Here is a 23,561-nt window from a genome sequence, read left to right on the forward strand (position 1 = left end):
TCTTCACAAATTATTATGAATTTTTATTGAATCTTTTTTGTTTTACTGTTATCTAACCTGTTAGAGTTTTAATAATTATCCGGAGAACAGAAATGAAGAAGAATGTCGGATCGGCTGATAAAATTATCAGATACATAGTTGGTATCGCCATCATTGGTGCAGGAATATATTACAAGACATGGTGGGGAGCTGTTGGAATCGTCCCACTTCTAACGGCAGTGATGAGCACATGCCCCGCTTACTTGCCTTTCGGTGTATCGACCATAGAGTCTAAAAAGAAATAGTTTAGAACGGGCCCCTGAAAACGGGGTCCTTTATTATATACAATATTTATTATTTCCCCCTTCCGTTTCAAAAGATTAATTTGGAATACACTTCAGATTAATTTTTTGGAACAGCCATGAAAAAGTTAGCACTTCTTCTCTCTCTTATCTATATTTCCGCAACAAACCTGTTTTCACAACCTGTAATTAAAGTCAAAGATTTCGGCGAATTCAATGAGGGATTGCTCTCCGTCCTTATAGGCGATAAATGGGGATTCATCGATACAAACGGAGTTATGGTAATTCAGCCTAAATACCAAAGCATGATGGGTGCTCCCTATTTCTCGAACGGAGTCGCGGTAGTCGAACTTGAAAAAGCAGGTCCTTTTGGCGCGATTGATAAAACGGACAAGACTGTCGTTCCATTCGCATTTTACAGAATGAGCCAATTTGGCGATGATGTGGCGGTAACCATGAAGCCTGCTGACGCAGGAAATGGCGGAACCCGCGCCCATTGCCAGGTGGTTTCCAAGAATGGAACCATAGTAAATGACTCGACCATTAACGAATACAACTTCAACACATTTTACAGCGAAGGCCTGAGTCACTTCCGTGAAAAATCGAAATATGGATTTTTAGACAAAAACGGGATGGAATACATTGACAACATCTATGGAGACATTGCCCCTTTCAGTGAAGGTCTTGCTGCCGTTTACCATGAAGGGAAATGGATATTTATCGACAAATCGAACAAACAGGTTCCCGGATTTTCATCGAAGAACCAACCCGGTGATTTTAAGAATGGCAGATCTATTATTTTTGAGGATAACAAACGGGGGGCAATCGACAAATCCGGAAAGATTGTTGTCGACCTCAAATATGAAGCTTTGAGTACATTCGACGGTGGATTTGCTGTCGGAAAGTACAGCGATGAAAAAACCTGGGAGACTGTTTTTGAAATAATTGATTTGAACGGCAAAGTGATCAAAAAATTTACACCTTCAATCGATAAAGGAAAATACTTTTTCATGCTCACGGGTTTTTCCGAGGGTTTGGCAGTAATCAGAGAAGGTTATGAAAAGTCAGGATTTATCGATACAAAAGGTAAAATGGTAATTGATTTCAAATTCAATCAACTTGAAAAGTTCAAAGATGGCAGGGCTTATGCTGTTTATACAGATCCAAAAACTCAGGAAGAAAACGCAGGATTTATCGACAAAAAAGGTAAATTTGTGTTTTACCTGAAAAAAGATTAACAAACAGAAGGAGAGAATTTGGAAAAGAAAAGGATCGGGTTCATCGGGTTAGGACTCATGGGCAACCCGATGGCAACAAGAATCATTGAGGCAGGACACGAGTTGTTCATATTCAATCGTACAACCGGGAAAGCAGCCTCACTGATTGCCAAAGGAGCGGTTTTTTGCAGCACCCCCCGGGAAACTGCAGCGAATTGCGATATCATTTTTACGATGTTGACGGATTCAAATGTGCTGGAGGATATTGTCTATGGTGAAGATGGAGTATTAGCCGGATTGAAGCCGGGAGCTGTGCACATTGACTGCAGTACAGTCCTCGCACAAACTACCACCTCAATGTTTGAAAGGTACAAAGCCGAAGACAAGCATTTCGTACACTCCCCTGTTCTTGGCAGCGTACCTCAGGCTACTGACGGTTCTCTTTTAATGTTCCCCGGTGGAGAAGCCCAAATTATCAATGAATGCAGTCCCGTTCTCAGGCTGTTGAGCAAGTCAATGTGGATATTCGACCATCCATCAAAATCCAGTAATCTTAAAATAGCATTAAACTCTATAATTGCAGGAACGATGGCGATGCTTTCGCAAAGCATGGTTTTTCTTCAAAAAGCAGGAGTGGATAATTCTGTATTTCTGGAAGTGCTTTCAAATTCGACCTTGAATTCTCAAACAATTCAATTCAAGGGAAATAATATGCTGGACAGGAATTTTACACCCAGATTTACAGTACAAAATCTGCTCAAAGACAGTAATTACATGGCAGAGTCTTGTCACAGCCTGGATTGCCGTGCAGACATAGCCGAGAGCATATCACAAATCTTGAGGGATGCAATCGCTCTTGGTCATGGTGATGAAGATTATTCCGCGCTTATAAAAGCATTCGAATCAAGTGCAAACATTGAAGTAAAAAGAAAAGACTAAAATGAAAAAATTGTTCATAATCCCTTTATTGCTTTTGTTGATTCCGGTCAGTATCAATGCACAAAAGGAAGAGGTAATTGTATCAGGAGAACTACAGGCAGGTGGAAAACCGATTGAATTGATCTTTGTAATTAAACCGGGACGAAGTATAATTGAAGTACCGGTTCAGTATGTTTATGATATGGAACTCACTTCCGCTTATTTCAAGGATGACAGTCTCTTCGTTCTTCACGATCCAATGAAGATGAAATATTCAGGAAAAGTTTACGGTTCGATCGATTCCATTAACGGGATTTATACTCAGGGAAATTACTCGTCACCCCTCACTCTGTTTCCCAAAAATGACTATAAACCTGTCGTCAGAACACAGAAAATTTCACCACCATATCCTTATTACACCAAAGATGTAACATTCAAAAACAAGGTGGAGGGTTTTGAACTCGCGGGAACGGTAACAGCTCCCGATTCGATTGGTAAATATCCTGCAGTAATATTGGTGACAGGTTCCGGTCCACAGGACAGAGATGAAAGTCTTGTTGGTCATAAACCATTTTTAGTGATTGCTGACTACTTAACCCGCAACGGAATTGCCGTTCTTAGATATGATGACAGAGGAACAGCCAAATCGAAAGGTAACTTTAAAAGTGCCAAAACACTTGATTTCGTGGTTGATGCATCCTCTGCAATCGATTTTCTTCGGACACTCCCGTTTGTGGATACCACGAAAACGGGGCTAATTGGTCACAGCGAGGGCGGGATCGTCGCGCCCATTGCAGCAAACGAGAATTCCGGAATTAAATTTATTGTCTCTCTTGCCGGTCCGGGTGTTACCGGGAAGGAGATCATTATGGAACAAACCATACTTCTCGCAAGAGCCGAGAATGCAGAAGAAAAGGATCTGGAAATCTTCAAAGGACTTCTAAAATCGTGTCTTGATGCAATTCTTGCCAACCCTGAGTTTGCAGCAAAACAGCTCGATTCCGCTTACAAAGCTTTTATGTCACAATTCCCCGAAGAGGAAAAAGAGAGACTTCAGAAACTGGAACAGTTTGATAAGAGAGGTTTTTTCTCCTTCACTACGCCCTGGTTTTTGCAGTTTTTGATCCTCGATCCTGTTTCTTACATAGAGAAACTTAAAGTTCCTATGCTTGCTTTGTGGGGAAGTAAAGATTTGCAGGTGCCCCCAGATCAGAGCATGCCACCTGTAAAAAAGGCGCTCGAAAAAGCGGGTGTTGATTATGAGATCGAGATATTCGACTCCCTTAATCACCTGTTTCAAAAAGTAAAGACCGGCGGCATGAACGAGTATGCTACTACCGAGACAACCATAGAACCTGAGGTACTTGAGAGATTAGTGAAATTTATCAAGGCTCTCAAATAAAATTAGTTTTCAGGGGATTCATGACACTTGAAGATATCCGAAAGTGAATGAATCCCCTTATTCTTTGATTAGCTCAGAAAATCGTTTCTTGATGCAGGATACAACTGATTGATCATGTATGTTCCTGCTTCGGAAAACTCTCTCAGATATCCATCCACATCGTCAGTTATTATATAATCGAATACCCTGTCAACCTCGTGTTCCTCGTTCCTGTGTTCAATCACATTTAGACAATCATTCCAGACATTCATATAAACCCTCAGGTTGTGGAGAAGATTGTCTGTTGCAAATGATTTAACGAGGAGTACCGATCTCATCCTGTCTGCTTCCATTGCATGGACAGGAGGAAGATAGTAGACTGACTCTATTTTATACTTGTCCTTATCCAGCTTCGACACCATTCTTTCGAAGAACTTGGCATTTCTATTGTACTTGATATCAGCACCGAGTTCTTTGAATGTATGAGTTGAACTGTCATCGTGCACTTCAGGTTCTGTGTACCCTTCGGGCATTATTACAGCGATTGCCTTTTCTTCTTCAGCATTCATCAGTATTTTGAGTGTACCACCATCAAACTCATCCATAATGTCTGTCACATAGACGACACTTGAAAGATGGGCACTGTCAGGCAGCATATCGATTAGAAGGTTGTCCGACTTCTTGATGAACGCCTCGTTAAAATTGGCATTAGTCTCATCCAGGAAGAGTGGCAGGTATCGAATGGAAGATTCAACCAGATCCTGGAAGAAATGAGTTCCGAAACTAAGGTCAGGTTTGTAATTACCTTTTTGTTTAGCAATTTCTATCAACATTGCAGTATTGTTTATTTGGGAGTATGTCACACTCACGCCAAGTTTGATATCTCCCCGACTTCCCCATCTCCCCGGTCCCATCAAAATAAACTTTCTTCTAGGAAGCATCTTGTTTAGTTTTCCAACAACGGATGCGACCTCCAGCATAGCCTCTTTTGTTTGGAGACTGTCGTAACCGTCAGGATCCACATATACAATGAACCGCACAGGATTCACTTTACCGTTCGAAATGTATTTGTTTGTAGAAAAGAGAACCCTGTCTGCCGGAATATTTTTAGGTATGGTATCCGCAGTATGCTGTTTCGAGTAACTTTGGGGACGGCACTGCAGCAGATAAAAATCTTTGCCATCACTTGCAAATTCAACATCGACGGGGACTCCAAATTTATTCTGCAAAATCTGCAGGATGGTGTGCATTTTCTGAAGGAACTGAGATTTATTCAAAAGTCCGTTAAATGTAACCACAAAATCATCATTCTGATAATCAACCTGCAGCGGGTTCGGGGGTCTAAGCATACCGTTCGAAATTACAGATACGATATTATTGATTTGAGGGTACTCGTCCCCCACTTCTTTAATGAGCTGGTCGATCTCAATAGTCTGAAACTGGTTCGTTTTAAGATTAATAAGATCAATGTTTTTCGGAGAATACCTAAGTGATTCCTCGAATGTAACATTAACCCTGAGATTCGGCTGCCCGGGAGCTATAAGAATTGGATAGTCATCACTTACACGGTCAACGGCGCGTGTACCGAGGCCCGGCACAATTCTTACAAGGCCGTCTTCCCTGTTGATTCTTGGTGACCATCTAAATTCGTTGTTGCTGAAAGCAACACCGGCGAATGCGGGGAAGAAGTAATCTTTAACCCGGGTACCCACCACCTCCATGATCATGATGCCCATCTCTTCATGGAAATCGATCAGACCTCTTTCCGATCTGTATTCGATTGGATCGGGTCCAAATGTAGAGGCATACACCTCGGCAATGGCATCCATTAAAGCGCTGAGACGTTCCGGCTTGCTCCCCTGGTTTGCGAGGAAAAGCGATTTGTATTTTCCTGAAAAAGCCGATCCAACCTGATCCTCCAAAAGGCTGGAACTTCTTACAATTATGGGACTGTTGCCAAAATCATCGAGAGCGAGTGAAAGTCCTTTAAAAATATCGGGAGGAAACTGACTGTCTTTGAATAGCTGAAGCACCTGAGGATATTCGACTCTGATCTCTTCGATGTCACGGTATTTGTGCTCGTAAACTTCTTCAAGGTTATTGTACTGAATAAACTGCATAATACAATCGGAAGTCAGGTACCATGTTTTGGGAATTTTCACTTCGAATGGCAGTTCTGCATCATTTACACTTGCAGTGAGAATGTTATGGGCTAAAAACACCCCCGAACTTTTACCGCCGAGTTTGCCGTGACTTCCGGGGAGAAAAATCATTTTGTCGATGAGTTTGTGGAAGTCTGTCAATTTTACATAATCTTTTGCGATCTGAATAAAATCGAGATCATCCGTGAGAAATCTTCTCAGAAGCGACACCCTTAGTCCCTTAACCGTGGCAGGCGACAATTCGATTTTTTCAGGTGCCATATGATAGAATCTTCTGATGGCATCGGAGATATCCGCGAGAGAGGAATCCTGTGATTCGAGTACTTTTATGAGGGAACTGGTATTATCGTTCTGAATCCATTTTTGGACTCTCCAGAGGATTTCCTCTTCGGTAAAGTTCTCACTCGTAAGTTTCAGAATGGCGTTAATGTAGTTATCATAATCGTTGATTATTCTTTTTTGGAGAGGTCGATTCTCATCCTCGGTTTTTCTTTCCTCATCCCCTTTAAGATCGATGCTCATCTCTTTCAGCAGTGCTTCGGCTTCCTCGATCCCTTTCCAGTTCAACTGGTGCAGCATTTTCCTGAGGAGACGCATAAAGAGCGCAGGATCTGTCTTCCTGATCATATCGACTACAATTCGCCACTCGGTTTTTTCTTTGACGGCTTCTTCAACCTTTTTCTTGTCAAGTTTCTTTTTGAGCCGCTGATTATAGATAAAATCACCAAGCCGGTTAGCCACTGTCTCGAGAAGCCTTTTTTCCTCCTTCAGGAAAGGACCGATATCGGCATTAGGTGCCTCTTTCACATAAGTAACCTGAATGTCACCAACGATTTTCTCACCGGCTATCAAATCCTGATTGAGGACAGGCATGTCTTCGATATATGCCCCTGTATCGAAGGTTTTATCCCTGTAGCGGAGCCGCACTTCACAAATATCAGGATGCTGCCATGCAGATTGCATTCGATGTATTATGATTGAAAAAATATCCTCTTTGAGAAGTGTCGGGTCATGCAAAAGGTCTTCCAGTTCGTGGAGAAAACTGATCTCTTTCATTCTCTCGTCAAGTTGAGTTGATATTCTTGATTTGTTTTCGGAGTGGGGCATTAAAAACCTTAAATTATGGAATCGATTATTTAAAAATAAAAAGGCTGTCTTAATTATCGCTAATATAAGACAGCCTTAAAGCCTTTTTCAAGGGAAATTTATCAGCACCAGCCTCTGTCGTGGCAAGCCTGAGCTACTCTGCTGATCGCAATCACATAAGCGGCATCTCTCATGTAGATTTTCTTCTTTGCAGAAGTGTCATAAACAGCATGGAAAGCTGAAGTCATTTTTGAATCAAGCTTGGTCAGAACTTCTTCTTTATCCCAGAAGTAGTTCATGTTTCCTTGTACCTGTTCGAAATAACTGCAGGTCACACCACCGGCATTTGCGAGGAAATCAGGAATAACGAAGATACCTTTTTGTTCAAAATATTTGTCAGCCTGAGGAGTGGTCGGTCCGTTTGCACCTTCAGCAACAAACTTTACTCTTGGGCTTATTTTGACAACATTATCTTCTCTTATTTGATTTTCGAGGGCTGCAGGGATCAGGATATCGACATCCTGCTCGATCCACTTGTCTCCGGCGAGTACTTCATAACCGAGTTGTTTGGCTTTATCTTTATTGATACCGCCGAATTTGTTTGTGATGCTTAAAAGCTCTTGCAGATCTATTCCCGTAGTTCTCTTGAAGCTGTATGAAGCCTGATCTTCTTCATCCCAACTGGAAACGCAGATAACTTTGCCACCAAGTTGAGTATAAAGTTTAATTGCATACTGGGCAACATTTCCAAAACCCTGAACACTTGCAAGTGTATCTTTAGGATCGATACCTTTAAGTTTCAAAGCTTCGCGAAGCGTATAGATAACACCATAACCTGTAGCTTCGGTTCTGCCAAGTGATCCACCCATCCCGACGGGTTTTCCGGTAATGAATCCGGGATATTTAGCACCGTGAATTGCTTCATATTCATCGAGCATCCACAACATGTGCTGAGGATTGGTCATAACATCGGGAGCAGGTACATCCTGGATTGGTCCGATGTTTCTTGCGATTTGTCTAACCCAACCGCGGCAAATTGCTTCCTGCTCTCTCATGCTGAGGTTATGAGGGTTGCAGATTACCCCACCTTTGCCACCGCCAAGTGGAATATCAACAACTGCACACTTCCATGTCATCCACATCGAAAGGGCTCTTACTGTATCGACTGTTTCCTGCGGGTGAAAACGAATTCCACCTTTTGCAGGACCTCTTGCATCGTTGTGCTGACATCTGAAACCTTTAAAAACCTTGTTTGAGCCGTCATCCATTTTAACGGAAATGCTAAAATGATATTCGCGCAGAGGATTTCTTAAAAGGTCGCGGGTCGCTTCATCGAGTTCGAGAAGTTCTGCTACTTTGTCAAATTGTGCTTGCGCCATGGCGAAAGCATTGAATCCTGATTCAGACATATTTATGCCTCCAATATTCAGATTTTAGATTTTATGCAAATAGATAATTATTCTTTCAAAGAGTTAGTTTAATAATGAAAAAATAATTATTTGAGATATTAAATTACCACTAAATGAACCACATTTCAAAATAATTTTCAAGACTATTTAAAAAGTTTTGGAAAACTCGAAGTGAACAAGATTTTTAATCCGGCGCTCATGGTTCCGGCAGTTTAGAGTAACTTTAAAGTGCCTTGTGTCCTATATCTTTTCGGTAATAAATATTATCAAAACTGATTTTTTTTATTTCTGTGTATGCACTCTCGATTGCCGAACGGAGATTACCGTTTGAGTCCACAGAGGTAACAGCCAGCACCCTGCCGCCTGTCGTTAAAGTCTTATTTTCCTTAAATTCCGTACCGGCATGAAAAACGAAACTGTTACCCTTTACACTGTTGAGTCCGTGAATCTCGAATCCTTTTTCATATTTACCGGGATATCCTTGAGATGCGGCAACCACACTTACAGCAGCGGCATTTTCGTACCAAACTTTGCTGCTGTCAATCTCGCCATTGGCTGCAGAATAAAGCAAACTGAGGAGATCACCCTCAAGAACAGGTAGAACAGCCTGTGTTTCAGGATCGCCAAAACGGCAGTTGAACTCAACGACTTTTGGACCTGATTCTGTTATCATTATTCCCACATAGAGACAACCTGTGAAAGGATTTGACTCAGCTCGCAAGCCTGCCAAAAACGGGACGATAATTTCAGAATTAACTCTCCTCTCAATTTCAGAGGTCACTACCCGTGCCGGACAATATGCCCCCATACCGCCGGTGTTTGGACCGGTGTCGCCATCACCCGCTCTCTTGTGATCCTGGGCTGCAGGAAGACAAACAAAATTTTCCCCGTCGGTAATAGCGAAAATTGAAGCCTCCTCCCCTTCCATAAATTCTTCTATCACAACAGATGAACCGGCTGCGCCGAAAACTTTGTTAAGCATCATGTCACGAAGTGCATTTTCCGCTTCAGTAAAATTGGAAGCGATCACAACACCCTTACCGGCAGCAAGTCCGTCTGCTTTGAGGACAACCGGGAATTTGCCTGTGAAGAGGTACTCGACAGCAGTATCATACTCATCGACTGTGAACTTTTGATACGCAGCAGTCGGAATTCCGTATTTTTTCATGATTCTTTTCGAATATGATTTTTCAGACTCGATTCGTGCTGCCTCTGCGGTGGGTGCGAAAACAACTATTCCATGGTTTCTGAGAAAATCACCGAGTCCGTCAACAATCGGAATTTCGGGACCAATAACGACAAAATCGATTTGCTCAATAACGACGAAGGAGAAAACCTGATTGTGATCTTTCAGGTCGATGTCGACATTTTCACCAAGAGTGTGTGTACCGCCATTTCCGGGTAAAAAGAAAAGCCGGGAGCACAGGGGGGATTTCCCAATCGCATAACCGAGGGCATGTTCCCTGCCACCATTTCCAATTATCGCTACCTTCATTAGTGCACCTTCAGAAAAAACTGAAATTCGGTTGCGAGTTGTTTAGTCAGGATTCTTCTGTCAAACCTGTTCACAAATTCCTCGTCAGGTTTTGGTTGTTTTCCGGAAGTGTAGTCATTATAAGCTTTTAGAATGTTTTGCTTGATTTTTTTAATATCATATGGATCGGAAATATAGCTTGCTTCATAGTCAGCAAGGTGGCTTCGCAAAGCACCGTCGGGCAGGCACGCCAGGACAGGTTTTCTGGTTCCAAAATACTCGTACATTTTACTGCTCGAGATTGTATCAGCATTTCTTCCCTTCCCTACCATAAACCAAAGGAGGTCACTAGCCATAATCTTTTTAAGTGCTTCATTGTGTTCCATATAACTGTGTTCCACAACGAAATTCTGCAGATTGTATCGTCTGATAAGCTTTCTGTTTTCAATCCTCAGAAATCCAATAAAGTGCAGTTCGATGTTAGCTGCTATTTCAGGATTTTCTTTAACTATTTGTCTGAAAGCTTTCAGGAAATATTTGGGAGTAATATATTCGTAAAACAGTCCTGAATAGGTAATCACCATTTTTTTTGAGAGTTTTACAATATTCTGAGAAGCTTTCACAATGTCTTCAGGGTCAAAGCCATGCGGAATAATCAACATCTTATTGTGTGTAAGGAAAGGATAATATTTCATCAGTCTTTCCTTGATTCGGCGGTTAGTTACCACGATCTTGTCAACTTTACGAAGTGTTGCATCCTCTTCTTTTTTGGTCTTCAATCTGTGCCATACCGTGGGATACCTTGCAAACTGATTTCCATACCAGAGATCGCGATAGTCGACGAAGAGTGGAATTTTAAATTCTTCGCTGATTTTCAAAGCTGCTTCAACAGATGAGAAAGGAGGACCGGTAACAAATACGACATCAAATCTCTCCTCAGTACAAAGTTTTTTTGCCTCTTTGTAAGCTTTTTTGCTCCACGATCTTTTGTTGTCAGGGATGTAGAACCAGGAACTGATGTAGGAAAAGATTTTACGGAATATCTCACGGGGCATTTTTATTGTGCCCTTCTTTTTGAGAATCGAGTTTATCTCTTTTCCGCTCACTCTTGCAACCCTGATATTCTCATTTTTCAAATCTTCGAGCAGGGAATGATCATGAGCAAAGTATGCAATATCCCCGGTGGTAATGACCGTGGGACTCCAGTTGAAATCAGGGAGATATTTAACAAATTTTGAGGTTCTTTGTACCCCGCTTAACCCCTTTGGGGGAAAATAATATGAGAATATTAGTGCTTTATACATGAAATTATTTCGTTAGAAGTTTTGGACCATCTTTTGTGATGAGCCAGTCATTTTCAATTCTGATTCCAAATTTCCCCGGGATATAAATCCCCGGTTCAATTGTAATAATTTGTCCCTCCTTAAATTTTGTCCCCTTCGCTGAAGAGATTCTCGGAGTCTGATGTACTTCATAACCGAGCCCGTGACCGAGAGAATGTGGCAGACATTCTTCAGGATTATTATGCTTCGATTCCAGATACTCTTTTGAAGCGGTATAAACTTTGGAAGTATCTTTCCCGGGTTTACACAGTTTTTCAGCAATTTTAATCGATTTCTTGACGATTTTCATTACTTTTTTATACTCTTCTGTCGGGTTTTTACCAAACCAGAAGGAGCGGGTAATGTCAGTGGAAACACCCTTGTATTTCACTCCGAAATCAATTAAAACGGGTGAATCCTTTTCCAGTTGCCTGTCGGATGGTTCCGTGTGAATTTTTGCGGTATTTGTACCAAAAGAGACTATTGGTGTGAATGCTTCTTCACATCCTGAAAGATGGATAAAGTAGCTGATGGTCGCCCGTAGTTCAAACTCCCGCATTCCCGGAATCAAAAGATTGGGAATGTTTTGCTCAACTCTTTTTGTGACATTATTTGCGTATTCGAAGCGTGACAAAGTTTCATCATCAGCGATGGAAATGAATTCATCTATTGCTTCCGTAATGTCGATTGGTCGTGATTTACTTCGTAGCAGACTCCTGCCGATTTGCGAGGCCGGAAGATCAGAATCACCACCTACAGCCACAGGTCTGTGGGGGAAGAAATTTTTCAGAATCTCATGCGGATCGCTTACAACTTTTCTTACTATTCTTCCATCCACTTCCTCAAGTTCGAGCCGGTATCGCGGATCAGTAATAATCATAATTTCGTCTCCGATTGCAAGGAGGCATGCATTGCTGGAAACAAAATCTGAGAAGTAGCGGATATTTGAGGGATTGGCGAGGATGATGCAATCGAGCATATTATCCCGCTTATAGTTTAGCAGGAAGGAGAATCTGTTGTCGAGATATCTGTTTATCATATCTTTTGGTAGTTTGGAGCTTCCTTTGTGACAATAATGTCGTGAGGATGACTCTCTTTTAATGAAGCAGCGGTGATTTTCACAAATCTTGATTTATCCTTGAGGTCGGTTATTGTTGCTGCGCCTGCATATCCCATTGAAGCTTTCAGACCACCTGTGAGCTGGAAAACAGTGTCAGACAATGGACCTTTATATGGAACCATACCCTCGACACCTTCAGGTACAAGTTTGCTGATCTCGGTTTCGGAGTCCTGAAAATACCTGTCACCACTTCCCTTTTTCATGGCATCCAATGAGCCCATACCACGGTAAACTTTGAAACTCCTTCCATCGTAAAGGACTTTTTCACCGGGACTTTCGTCGGTTCCGGCAAACAATCCACCGATCATCACTGTATCAGCACCCGCAGCGATGGCTTTTGCTACATCTCCCGAATATTTTATTCCGCCATCTGCGATGATGGGAATCCCTTTGTCTTTAAGAGCCCGGTGCACTTCCATAATTGCACTGATTTGTGGTACACCAATACCGGCTATTACTCTTGTAGTACAAATTGAACCGGGACCAATACCAACTTTTACAGCATCCACACCTGCATCGTACAGTTCCAATGCTGCTTCATATGTGGCAATATTTCCGGCAATCAGTTGAATGTCGGGGTATTTGGTACGAATCTTCTTGATTGTGTTGATCACCCCCATCGAATGACCGTGAGCTGTATCGACAATAATAACATCAACACCAACAGCTACAAGTCTGTCCATTCGCTCAAAAGTGTCGTTACTTACACCCACAGCAGCTCCGACTCTCAATCTGCCCATTTCATCCTTGCAGGCGAGCGGATATCGCTTCTTTTTTTGGATATCTTTGAAAGTTATCAAGCCTCTCAGGATACCTTCACCGTCGACGACGGGGAGTTTTTCGATTCTGTGCTGGTGAAGAAGTTCTTCTGCATATTCGAGTGTGGTGCCGACAGCAGCGGTTACGAGATTTTTCGAAGTCATCAGTTCATCAACACCGAGACTTGGGTCTTTCACGAACCTCAGATCACGGTTTGTCAGAATTCCAATCAGTTTACCTGTGGAATCAACTATAGGAATTCCCGAAATGGAATATTTCCGCATCATTTCGAAAGCATCAGCGGCTTTTTTGTCTGAAGTAAGAGTAACAGGATTTCTTATCATTCCGCTTTCGGAGCGTTTTACCCTGTCGGCTTCCTCAGCCTGTTGCTCGATCGACATGTTTTTATGAAGGATACCGATGCCGCCTTCTCTTGCAATGGCAACGGCAAGTTTGCTTTCGGTTACGGTATCCATCGCTGCAGAAAGGAAAGGAATATTCAATCTTATTCCTCTCGAGAGCTGAGAAGAAACATCCACTTCTCTCGGTAAAACGGATGATTTAGCAGGAAGTATCAGCACATCGTCGAATGTGATACCTTCGTAAGCAAACTTTTCGTTGTCCATTGTAATGCCTTTATGTTTAATCGAAAGCAGGAATACCTGTGATGTCCTCGCCCAAAATCAGGGTGTGCATCTCGTGGGTTCCTTCATAAGTTTTAACCGATTCCAGGTTGTTGGCGTGTCTCATAACGGGGTATTCGTCAAGAATTCCGTTGGCACCGTGGATTTCCCTCGCGACTCTTGCAATGTTAAGCGCGATTTCGCAGTTGTTTCTCTTAGCCAGTGAGACATGCTGGAAGCGGAGGTTGCCCGAATCCTTGAGTCTTCCGAGTTGCAGGTTAAGAAGTTGTGCCTTTGTTATTTCGGTAAGCATGTAAACAAGTTTTTCCTGAGTCATTTGGTAACCGGCAATTGGTTTTGAGAACTGAATTCTCGATTTCGAATAGTTTAATGAAGAATCGTAGGAAGCCATCATGGAACCAACCACACCCCATGCAATGCCGTAACGGGCCTGATTGAGGCACATAAGAGGAGCCTTTAATCCGGCAGCTCCGGGAAGTCTGTTTTCTTCAGGTATGAATACGGAATCAAAAACCAGTTCTGAGGTAACGGAAGCTCTAAGCGAGTGTTTTCCCTTCATTTCAGGAGCGCTAAAACCTTTCATCCCTTTTTCCACGAGGAATCCGGCCACTTTACCTTCAAGTTTTGCCCAAACAACAGCTACATCTGCAAGTGTTCCGTTTGTGATCCACATTTTGGCACCATTCAGGATATAACCGCCGTCAGTTTTTTCAGCTTTAGTTACCATCCCGCCGGGATTTGAACCGAAATCGGGCTCTGTTAATCCGAAGCAGCCGATTTTTTCACCTTTTGCGAGTGCAGGAAGCCATTTTAATCTTTGCTCTTCACTACCGAATGTGTAAATCGGATACATTACCAGTGCACTCTGAACTGAAACAAAACTACGAACGCCGCTGTCTCCTCTTTCCAGTTCCTGCATAACGAGGCCGTAGGCAACATTATTCATGTCGGAACCGCCGTACTGTGACGGCAGATTCGCTCCAAAAAGCCCCAATTCACCCATTTTTGGTACAAGGTCCATCGGGAAAGTGCCTTCTCTGTAATGTTTTTCTATGACCGGGATTACATTGTCGTCCACAAATTCCCGAACCATATCCCTAACCATTTTCTCTTCATCTGACAATAAAAGATCCGTATTGAAATAATCCAAACCAATAAACTTTGACATCTGATCTCCTTCTGTTTTCGAACACATTTTTTTGAAAATATTAACTTTAAAGGTAAGATTTTGGGAGTTTGTGTACAAGTTATTAGGCAGAGGATAGTGTTAATTATGAGTTATGAGTTTTTATTTATGAGTTTTTTTTAGTGCAAGAAAGGGTTACGAGGATTGCATGGATTTTTCGAGGGAACGCAGATGAACGGTTTTTTTGAGAGGATGCGGATACACGCTGATTTAACGTGCCGAAGGCATCCCTTTGGGAGATTTATGCAGAGGAAGAATGGTTACACGGATTAAACGGATATTTCACGGAAAGCACGGATTTTATATTGAGCCCTCTGGGCGACATATGGGTAGTATTTCTGCACCCAAGCCAAATAAAGCCCTCCGGGCGACATATGGATAGAAATATGGCACCCAACCCAAAAAGAGCCCTTTAGGGCGACATGTAGATAGAAATTTGGCACCCAACAAAAAAAAAGAGCCCTTTAGGGCGGCATATGGATAGAATTTTAACAAGCCGGAAGAAAGCTCTTTAGGGCGACATATGGATAGAATTTCAGCACCCAACCTAAAAAGAGCCCTTTAGGGCGACATATGGATAGAATTTCAGCACCCAACTGAAAAAGAGCCCTTAGGGCGACATGTGGATGTGTTTTTAAGAACGAACGAATTATTTTTTATGTGGCTGAGGGACCATAATCTAAGATCGTTCTGATGAGAGTTCCTGGGTATTGGAGTAGAACTTTTTTCTATCCATATGTCGCCCTAAAGGGCTTTCTTGGGGCTTTTTGCCGAGGTTCTACCCATATGTCGCCCGAAGGGCTTTCTTGGGGTTTATTGCCGAGGTTCTACCCATATGTCGCCCGAAGGGCTTTCTTGAGGTTGGATGATTTGTATTCTACACACATGTCGCCCCGAGGGCTTTCTTAGGATTGGGTGATATGGTTCTATACACATGTCGCCCTAAAGGGCTTTCTTGGGTTGGATGATTTATGATCTACCCATATGTCGCCCTAAAGGGCTTTCTTGGGTTAGATGATTTGTATTCTACACATATTTCGCCCTAAAGGGCTTTCTTGGGATTGGGGAATCCTGCAAATCCTTTAATCCTGTAAATCCAGCTTCAGACAAATGTCACCACCCGGGCTCAATCATGCAATATAAACGGTCTTCACATTTACGAATTCTTTTATGCCGAAGGGTGATAGTTCCCTGCCGTAACCTGATTGCTTTATGCCACCGAAGGGTAATCTGGGATCACTTTTGACGAAGGAATTCACAAAACTTGAACCTGATTCAAGCATTGATTTGGCAATTGTTTCACCGTTTGCCAGGTCTGATGTGAAGATGGCACTGCCGAGTCCGTAGTCAGTTGAGTTTGCAAGAAAGATGGCTTCTTCAAGAGTTTTAACTTTGAAAAGAAGTGCCACGGGACCGAAAATCTCTTCACAAAAAGCGGGAGAGTTTTCTGGAATGTTTTCGAGTACAGTCGGCGGGTAATAAAAACCGGGGCCTTCGGGGATATATCCGCCTGCCAAAACGGTGGCTCCAAGTTCAATTGTCTTTTGTACCTGGGCGTGAACTGTATCCCGTAAGTCCTTGCGGGCTATGGCTCCAATGTAATTTGTTTCATCCATTGGATCACCCGTCTTAAGTTTTTTTACTTCAGCCAGGAAAAGTTCTTTGAATTGATCATAGACTTTTTCGAAGATCAAAAGTCTTTTCGCAGCGATGCAACTTTGTCCTGTATTGAGCATTCTACCAATCAGACATGCCTTGACAGCGGACTCGATATCAGCATCATTCATGATAATATAAGGATCGCTGCCGCCGAGTTCGAGGACACATTTCTTCAATTCGCTTCCCGCGATTTGAGCTACTGACTTCCCTGCCCGGGTACTTCCCGTAAGAGTGACTGCTGCGACTTTTTTGTTTCTTATAATACCTTCTACATTTTCCACTTCAGTAACAATAGTCCGGAAAACATTATCAGGGAAACCTGCTTCTTTAAAGACCTTTTCGATTGAAAGGGCAGATCCTGTGACATTTGGTGAGTGTTTCAGAAGCACACCATTTCCTGCCATAAGAGCGGGTGCTGCGAATCTAAACACCTGCCAAAAAGGGAAATTCCACGGCATGATTGCGAGAATCACACCAAGTGGCTGAAAAGAAACGAAGCTTTTTCTGGCATCTGTTTCAATGGTCATATCCCGTAAAAATGATTCAGCTCCGTCGGCATAGTAGTCACAGACCCAGGCACATTTTTCTGCTTCAGCTACTCCCTGCAAAACCGGTTTTCCCATTTCGGTGGTCATCAATTTTGCAAATTCCATTTTTCTGGAGCGGAGAATTTCTGCTGCTTTTTTGAGTGCGTATTTTCTTCCTTCAAATCCTGTTTTTTTGAAAGAGTGAAAAGCCTCATCAACCTGATCGATCACGGATGCAACCTCTGAGGGGCTCATCACGGAATATTCTGCAACCACTTCCCCGTTATGGGGATTAATCGACTGAAACATTATTTTCCTGTGTAGTAATCTATCATTTTTTGAATTGCCCTTTTGCAGGCTGTGCAATAGTTGTCAACTGAAATGGAGTTCATTGAGCAGTCCTGTTTTGGACGGTAAACGCCTTTCTCCACATAACCACCACCTTCGAATGCACCGAGTTTCTTTTCGAATTCCTTGGTTGCAGGGGTTGGAATTGGTGTGTCTTCTTTAACGAGTTCTTTCCATTTTGAGCCAAAATCGACTAAAGTTGTGATATTTGGTTCGAGAGGTTCGACCCCGAGAGGATAAAAATCGTTATAAGCCGTTGAGCTTGTGTAATATTCATCGGCAAGAAATGCAAAAGCGTGTCCGAACTCGTGAACAAATACATATTCTGAATAGATATTGAAATTAACACAGGTGGCGTAGTAATTGTAGATAGCACCACCCCCATACTTGTCGGTATTTACGAGGATATAGATCTGATCATAAGGAGCATTTGCAGCGAGGTCCCGAACATCATTATACTCTTCTGTCATCAGATACCGTTCTTCATCAAAGGTATAAAAAGAAGACCCGGCAACAGTATTCACATAGATTTTTTCTTTAGGAATATCTGTTCCCGATTGAGCAGAAGGTGCCTCAATTCCCCAGATATTGAAGAAATTTTTATTCTCTTTATAGGGAGATGAATTGAAAAGATACTGAGCGAAGCGGTTGCAGTCTTTTTTGAACTGATCCATTTCCTTGGCGGTATAGCCTTCGGGTATTATCACGATATCCACTTTTTCAGAAGGGTCGCCACTGTTCACAACTTGAAATGAGGGATAGACATTTTTTCTGTCTTTTTTGATGAAGTAGTTCTTCGGATCCACTTCAAGTTCATATCTCTTTTCGAGAGAAAGGTCCTTTTTTCTTGAAGAAATCGTTATAAGAACGGGATTTTTCGGGTATGGAAAAACGACACTCTCTTCAAATGACTTGTTGATTTTCATGGCTTCCTTGGTAGTCTGCCATTCGGAAAAAAGTGTAGAGTAGTGTTTTGAATAGATCAGTTTGCCCGAAGCCTTGTCGAAGACTTCGAGTTTGTATTTGCCATAATTGAAGGGGTCAATCATTTTTTTAACGGGACCTCCCCAGAAGGGTTCCTCGATCAGACTTCCAAAGGAGAAGTAGTCATCGGTCTTGTTGCCCGAGTGAATGTAGTTCAGACGAAGTGTCTTTTTCTCAAAATAATTATTGAAATCACTTTGAGAAAAAGCCAAAGTGGAAACAAAAAGGACAAAAAATAAGATTCTCATTGTACACCGTATAATTGATAGTGCACAAATTTACTGATTTTCTGCCTTTTTTTTAGTTTAAAAAGATTTGGTTATCTCTCAGAAAATATTTTATGATCAATTGCCGAAGCCAATTTAAAATCCCTGCCTGTAATTCCGTTGGCATCATGGGTGGAAGTTGTGATTCTCAACTTGTTCCAACCGAACATAAGGATATCCGGGTGATGGTTTTGGTCTTCTGCCAGTTCGGCGATTCTGTTCACGACCTGAACAACTTCGGAAAAATTACCAAGGTTGTATATTTTGGTGATCGCATCACCCTCTCTCTGCCAGCCGTTCAAGCCTGCGAGTTCGTTATTGATCATTTCATCGGGCAGTTTTAACATTTTGTTCCTCCGTAAAATAAAAAAAGGCTATCCGAAGATAGCCTAATTGAAATTAAACACTAAGATCGGTTCCGACTTCGAGTGATTTTTCATCCATGAAGACAAGAAAATCATTATCGTCAACATGTCGGGCAATCACGCGGGTTCCGTCTTTGAATGACCCTCTAAGAATTTCTTCCGAGAGAGGATCTTCAATATAGTTCTGAATTGCTCTTTTTAGAGGACGGGCACCGAATTTCGGATCGAAGCCTTTTTCTGCAAGGAAATTCTTTGCAGAATCCTCTATCACGAGCTCAAGTTTGTTGTCATGAATATTCTTCAGGAGATCCTTGATCTCAACATCAATAATTTTCAAAATATCTTCTTTCGTAAGATTTCTGAAAACGATTTGATCATCGAGTCTGTTGAGGAACTCAGGACTGAAAAGTTTCTTCACCGCATCATCAATGACGCTCTTCATGTTATTATACTGGTCGGCTACACCGTCAGCATTGAATCCGAAGGAACCGAGCGGTTTTATATCTCTAAGACCAATATTTGAAGTCATTATGATTATTGTGTTCTTGAAATCCACTTTTCTTCCGAGGCTGTCGGTCAGTCTTCCCTCATCGAGTACCTGTAACAGGAGCGAAAAGATATCGGGATGAGCTTTTTCGATCTCGTCGAAAAGTACCACCGAGTAAGGTTTTCTTCTGACTTTTTCAGTCAGTTGACCGCCTTCTTCATAGCCGACATATCCCGGAGGCGCTCCAACGAGTCTCGATACGGCGAATTTTTCCATGTACTCACTCATATCTATCTTGATGAGGGCATCCTCTGTATCGAAGAGATATCTCGCAAGGACCTTGCAGAGTTCGGTTTTTCCAACACCGGTTGGTCCGAGGAAAATAAAGCTTCCGATAGGTCTGTCGGGGTTCTTTAATCCCGCTCTTGCTCTTCTGATCGCTTTTGTAAGTTTCTTAACTGCTTCATCTTGACCGATGATGCTCCCTTTAAGAGCTTCTTCCATATTCAGGAGTTTATCAGATTCGGTCTGAGCAACCCTTGTAACAGGGATACCTGTCATCATGGCGACCACAGTGGCGATATCCTCTTCTGTAACATCGAAGATATTTTCTTTCGATTTCAATTCCCATTCATCTTTGGCTTTCTCGAGTTCTGCAAGAAGGTTTCTTTCAGTGTCGCGGAGACGGGCGGCTTCCTCATAATCCTGTCGCTTAACGACGGCAGCCTTCTCTTTTCTCACATTTTCAACATCGTCTTCCATCTTGAGAATTTCGACAGGAACCTCATAATTTCTCATGTGAACGCGGCTTCCCGCTTCATCGATCACATCTATTGCCTTGTCAGGAAGATGTCTGTCGGTGATGTACCGCATACTCATCTTCACTGCAGATTCAACGGCGGCAGTTGAGTAACTCACATGGTGATGTTCTTCATATTTAATTTTAATGTTCTCGAGGATTTTGATAGTGTCGTCATAACTTGGCGGTTCAACCATCACCTTCTGGAATCTTCTGTCGAGTGCACCATCTGTCTCGATGTATTTTCTGTATTCATCGAGTGTGGTGGCACCTATACACTGGAAATCACCTCTTGCGAGTGCAGGTTTGAACATGTTTGAGGCATCGAGTGAGCCTGAAGCTCCACCGGCACCAACAATGGTGTGAAGTTCATCAATAAAAATGATTACTTCCTTTGCTTTTTCAAGCTCGGTTAAGAGGGCTTTCATTCGCTCTTCAAACTGACCGCGATATTTGGTTCCTGCCACAAGTCCGGCGAGATCGAGAGTAACAACTCTTTTGTCCTGAAGGATTCTGGGAACCTTTTTCTGTATAATTCTAATAGCCAAACCTTCGGCAATGGCAGTTTTACCAACACCGGGTTCACCGATAAGTACCGGATTATTTTTCTTTCTTCTGCTGAGTATCTGGGCGACTCTTTCAATCTCGTTTTCTCTGCCGATAACGGGATCGAGTTTATCCTCGATGGCGAGTTTGGTGAGATCCCTTCCGAAATTGTCCAGAACTGGTGTTTTAGTCTTCTCTGTTTTTTTCCCTTGAGCAGGTGGAACCGACCCTTGCGAAGACTTGTCAGGGTTTTCCCTGCTTGAAAGCAGGCTGTTCAATTCACTTTTTGCTGCCTCATACGACAGACCGAATTGCATCAGAATCTGAGTTGCAAGGGTATCTTCATCTCTGAGAAGAGAAAGCAAAAGATGTTCAGTACCGATAACATCAGCCTTATAGATTTTTGCTTCTATCTGAGTGATCTTTAAAATCTTTTCTGCCTGTTTAGTCAATGGCAAATTGCCGATAGTGAGTGTACCACCACTCGAACGCAAAGAATCTTCTATTACTTTTTTTAATTCAAGTAAATCACAATCGAGATTCTTCAAAATCCGAACAGCTACGCCCTGGCCCTCGCGGATAATCCCAAGCAGGAGATGCTCTGTGCCGATATAATCATGTCCAAGTCTTACAGCTTCTTCTCTGCTGAGCCTTATTACATCTTGCAGCCTGTCCGAAAAACTTCCATCCATTTTGTTGTCCTAAGTTTTTTTCTTAAATAACTAATCGAATATATATATTAAATTCTTTTTGTGCAATTCCCGGATGTTTCAGATAAAAAATAGTGACCAAATCATCCTCCCTCGGAAAAGCACTCCTCTCCATTTAATTAAACAAAACAGTTTGCAAAAATGTTTCTTAAATACCAATTTATTTTATCCTTTAATTCATCTGATTTTGTTATCTTGAGAGGACTTTTTAATAAATCTTATTGGAGAAAAAATAATGCAAGATATCTTATCCGGTACAATGATATTCTTTATCGTTGGTGCTGTAATCTTTTTAATGTTCTTTTTATATTTCGTTCCTATCGGACTTTGGATAACCGCGGTTTCATCCGGTGTTAAAGTAAAGATATTCAAAGATCTTGTTGGAATGCGACTCAGAAAAATAAACCCGAATGTAATTGTAAGAGCCAAAATCACAGCTACGAAGGCAGGAATTGAAGTGGAGATTCCGAAACTTGAAGCTCACTTGCTAGCAGGTGGAAATGTTGACAAAGTAGTAATGGCTCTTGTTTCTGCAGATAAAGCACAATTAAACCTTTCATTCGAGCGGGCTACCGCTATCGATCTGGCAGGCAGGGATGTACTTGAAGCCGTTAAAATGTCGGTAAATCCTAAAGTGATTGAGACTCCACTGGTTGCTGCGATGGCAAAGGATGGTATCCAGTTGAAAGCAGTTGCAAGAATTACGGTCAGAACAAATATTGAAAGACTCGTTGGTGGTGCCGGAGAAGCAACAATTCTTGCAAGAGTTGGTGAAGGTATCGTATCAACAATCGGTTCATCCGAGAGTCACAAACATGTGCTCGAAAATCCTGATTCAATTTCCAAAGTGGTTTTAAGCAAGGGACTTGACAGCGGTACCGCATTCGAGATTCTTTCAATCGACATCGCTGATGTGGATGTAGGTGCGAATATCGGTGCCAAACTTCAGGCAGATCAGGCTCAGGCAGATCTTCAAATCGCCCGTGCCCGCGCAGAAGAGCGCAGAGCTGCAGCAGTTGCCCTTGAGCAGGAAATGAATGCAGAAGTAGCCCGCCAGAAAGCCAAAGTGATTGAAGCCGAAGCCGAAGTGCCAAAAGCAATTGCCGAAGCATTCAGATCGGGTAACCTTGGAATTATGGATTATTACAATTTAAAAAATGTTCAGGCTGACACCTCCATGAGAGAATCAATAGCCAGACCTGACGATTCAAAATCGAAACCGACAAGCTAAGACCGTGGAAGACATAGTTCAAATTGTTGTATTTGTTTTGTTTATTCTTTTCTCCCTCATAAGCGGGTTGAAGAAGAAGAATGAACCAAATGTACCGCAACAGCGCAAACAACAGCCAAAACCTCAACAGAGACCTGTTCCGAAGGAGTATACAACTTACAAAAGCACTCAGCGACAAACTGAAATGGCACAGTCGAGTGATGCTTTTAAGGAGTTGGAGGCACTTTTTGGAAGAGTTCAAACTGATGAGCAGAGCTACACTTCCCCGGCGAAGGTACCTCCAACGAGCGGAAGCAAAACTCCCACAGTTAAGTCACCTGAAAGAGAATCTGATTACACTCCTTTCGAAGAAACTGTAAAAGAAGGTGGATACAGGGAGTACCAGAAAAAAGAACCCCTTATTAAAGAGGATCAGGGAGAGGGAAGCAGCTTCAAACCAAGTGCGGAAGAATTCTCTTACGAGGCGATTGAACCCGTCTCAGTAGAGGAACTTAACAGAAGGTTTGAACAGGCTGAGGAAGATTTATTAAGGCACTCTTACGAGGCAGACCTGGATATTACCAGCAGTACAAGAAGCAGAGGATATGCAACCCTGCTTCGGAATCGCGGGAATGTCCGGGACGCAATAGTCATGAGTGAGATATTAAGAAGACGCGGAGCAAGTTGGAGAAGAGCATAAA

Annotated in this window: 17 protein-coding genes; 6 read left to right on the plus strand and 11 right to left on the minus strand. The window is 42.3% G+C overall.

The genetic code is table 11. The features are described 5' to 3' along the window. Nucleotides 1-92: 92 nt before the first annotated feature. From J0L60_09075 to J0L60_09090, 4 genes are all read left to right on the plus strand, one after another. The gene (locus J0L60_09075) at nucleotides 93-284 is read left to right on the plus strand and encodes a DUF2892 domain-containing protein (GenBank protein ID MBN8546269.1); all 192 of its coding nucleotides are present in this window, start codon (nucleotides 93-95) and stop codon (nucleotides 282-284) included. A 116-nt stretch (nucleotides 285-400) separates the two neighbouring features. Continuing rightward, nucleotides 401-1,519: a WG repeat-containing protein gene (locus J0L60_09080; protein MBN8546270.1), complete on the plus strand. Its 1,119-nt coding sequence runs from the start codon at nucleotides 401-403 to the stop codon at nucleotides 1,517-1,519. A gap of 18 nt (nucleotides 1,520-1,537) precedes the next feature. Beyond that, nucleotides 1,538-2,437, plus strand: coding sequence for an NAD(P)-dependent oxidoreductase (locus tag J0L60_09085; GenBank protein ID MBN8546271.1), 900 nt, complete (start codon nucleotides 1,538-1,540; stop codon nucleotides 2,435-2,437). A 1-nt stretch (nucleotide 2,438) separates the two neighbouring features. Beyond that, on the plus strand, nucleotides 2,439-3,818 hold the full coding sequence (locus J0L60_09090) for an alpha/beta hydrolase (GenBank protein MBN8546272.1): 1,380 nt from the start codon (nucleotides 2,439-2,441) through the stop codon (nucleotides 3,816-3,818). A gap of 68 nt (nucleotides 3,819-3,886) precedes the next feature. Here J0L60_09090 and J0L60_09095 read toward each other — a convergent pair whose 3' ends face one another. The 11 genes from J0L60_09095 to J0L60_09145 all read right to left on the minus strand — a co-directional run bounded on the left by J0L60_09095 (nucleotide 3,887) and on the right by J0L60_09145 (nucleotide 21,632). Further along, complete coding sequence (locus tag J0L60_09095) at nucleotides 3,887-7,066, minus strand: PEP/pyruvate-binding domain-containing protein (protein ID MBN8546273.1); 3,180 nt, start codon at nucleotides 7,064-7,066, stop codon at nucleotides 3,887-3,889. Between the two features lie 101 nt (nucleotides 7,067-7,167). Further along, the gene (locus J0L60_09100; GenBank protein ID MBN8546274.1) at nucleotides 7,168-8,454 is read right to left on the minus strand and encodes a Glu/Leu/Phe/Val dehydrogenase; all 1,287 of its coding nucleotides are present in this window, start codon (nucleotides 8,452-8,454) and stop codon (nucleotides 7,168-7,170) included. 223 nt (nucleotides 8,455-8,677) lie between these two features. Continuing rightward, entirely contained in the window at nucleotides 8,678-9,949 is a 1,272-nt protein-coding gene (gene purD, locus J0L60_09105) for a phosphoribosylamine--glycine ligase (GenBank protein ID MBN8546275.1), read from the minus strand. Beyond that, a complete protein-coding gene (locus J0L60_09110) occupies nucleotides 9,949-11,232 on the minus strand; it encodes a glycosyltransferase (protein ID MBN8546276.1) in 1,284 nt (427 codons plus the stop codon). Before J0L60_09110 ends, purD begins: the two co-directional genes overlap by 1 nt. Nucleotides 11,233-11,236: 4 nt before the next feature. Next, complete coding sequence (locus J0L60_09115) at nucleotides 11,237-12,289, minus strand: M24 family peptidase (GenBank protein MBN8546277.1); 1,053 nt, start codon at nucleotides 12,287-12,289, stop codon at nucleotides 11,237-11,239. Further along, entirely contained in the window at nucleotides 12,286-13,755 is a 1,470-nt protein-coding gene (guaB, locus tag J0L60_09120; protein ID MBN8546278.1) for an IMP dehydrogenase, read from the minus strand. Before guaB ends, J0L60_09115 begins: the two co-directional genes overlap by 4 nt. A gap of 16 nt (nucleotides 13,756-13,771) precedes the next feature. Beyond that, complete coding sequence (locus J0L60_09125; protein ID MBN8546279.1) at nucleotides 13,772-14,941, minus strand: acyl-CoA dehydrogenase family protein; 1,170 nt, start codon at nucleotides 14,939-14,941, stop codon at nucleotides 13,772-13,774. 1,148 nt (nucleotides 14,942-16,089) lie between these two features. Then, nucleotides 16,090-17,454: an NAD-dependent succinate-semialdehyde dehydrogenase gene (locus tag J0L60_09130; GenBank protein MBN8546280.1), complete on the minus strand. Its 1,365-nt coding sequence runs from the start codon at nucleotides 17,452-17,454 to the stop codon at nucleotides 16,090-16,092. Beyond that, on the minus strand, nucleotides 17,454-18,725 hold the full coding sequence (locus J0L60_09135) for a peptidase M64 (GenBank protein MBN8546281.1): 1,272 nt from the start codon (nucleotides 18,723-18,725) through the stop codon (nucleotides 17,454-17,456). Before J0L60_09135 ends, J0L60_09130 begins: the two co-directional genes overlap by 1 nt. Before the next feature lie 71 nt (nucleotides 18,726-18,796). Further along, nucleotides 18,797-19,090 (minus strand): 4a-hydroxytetrahydrobiopterin dehydratase, encoded by a 294-nt coding sequence (locus J0L60_09140; GenBank protein ID MBN8546282.1) that lies wholly within the window; start codon nucleotides 19,088-19,090, stop codon nucleotides 18,797-18,799. Nucleotides 19,091-19,142: 52 nt separating this feature from the next. Next, nucleotides 19,143-21,632 carry an ATP-dependent Clp protease ATP-binding subunit gene (locus J0L60_09145; GenBank protein ID MBN8546283.1) on the minus strand — a complete coding sequence of 830 codons (2,490 nt, stop codon included), beginning with the start codon at nucleotides 21,630-21,632 and terminating at the stop codon, nucleotides 19,143-19,145. A gap of 253 nt (nucleotides 21,633-21,885) precedes the next feature. Between J0L60_09145 and floA the strand changes: the two genes are divergently transcribed. Together floA and J0L60_09155 are read left to right on the plus strand one after the other, a co-directional pair. Next, on the plus strand, nucleotides 21,886-22,881 hold the full coding sequence (gene floA / locus J0L60_09150) for a flotillin-like protein FloA (protein ID MBN8546284.1): 996 nt from the start codon (nucleotides 21,886-21,888) through the stop codon (nucleotides 22,879-22,881). A 4-nt stretch (nucleotides 22,882-22,885) separates the two neighbouring features. Next, nucleotides 22,886-23,560: a hypothetical protein gene (locus J0L60_09155; GenBank protein MBN8546285.1), complete on the plus strand. Its 675-nt coding sequence runs from the start codon at nucleotides 22,886-22,888 to the stop codon at nucleotides 23,558-23,560. Nucleotide 23,561: the final 1 nt, after the last annotated feature.

This window comes from Ignavibacteria bacterium (assembly GCA_017302895.1).
Classification (GTDB): Bacteria; Bacteroidota; Ignavibacteria; order Ignavibacteriales; family Ignavibacteriaceae; genus UTCHB3.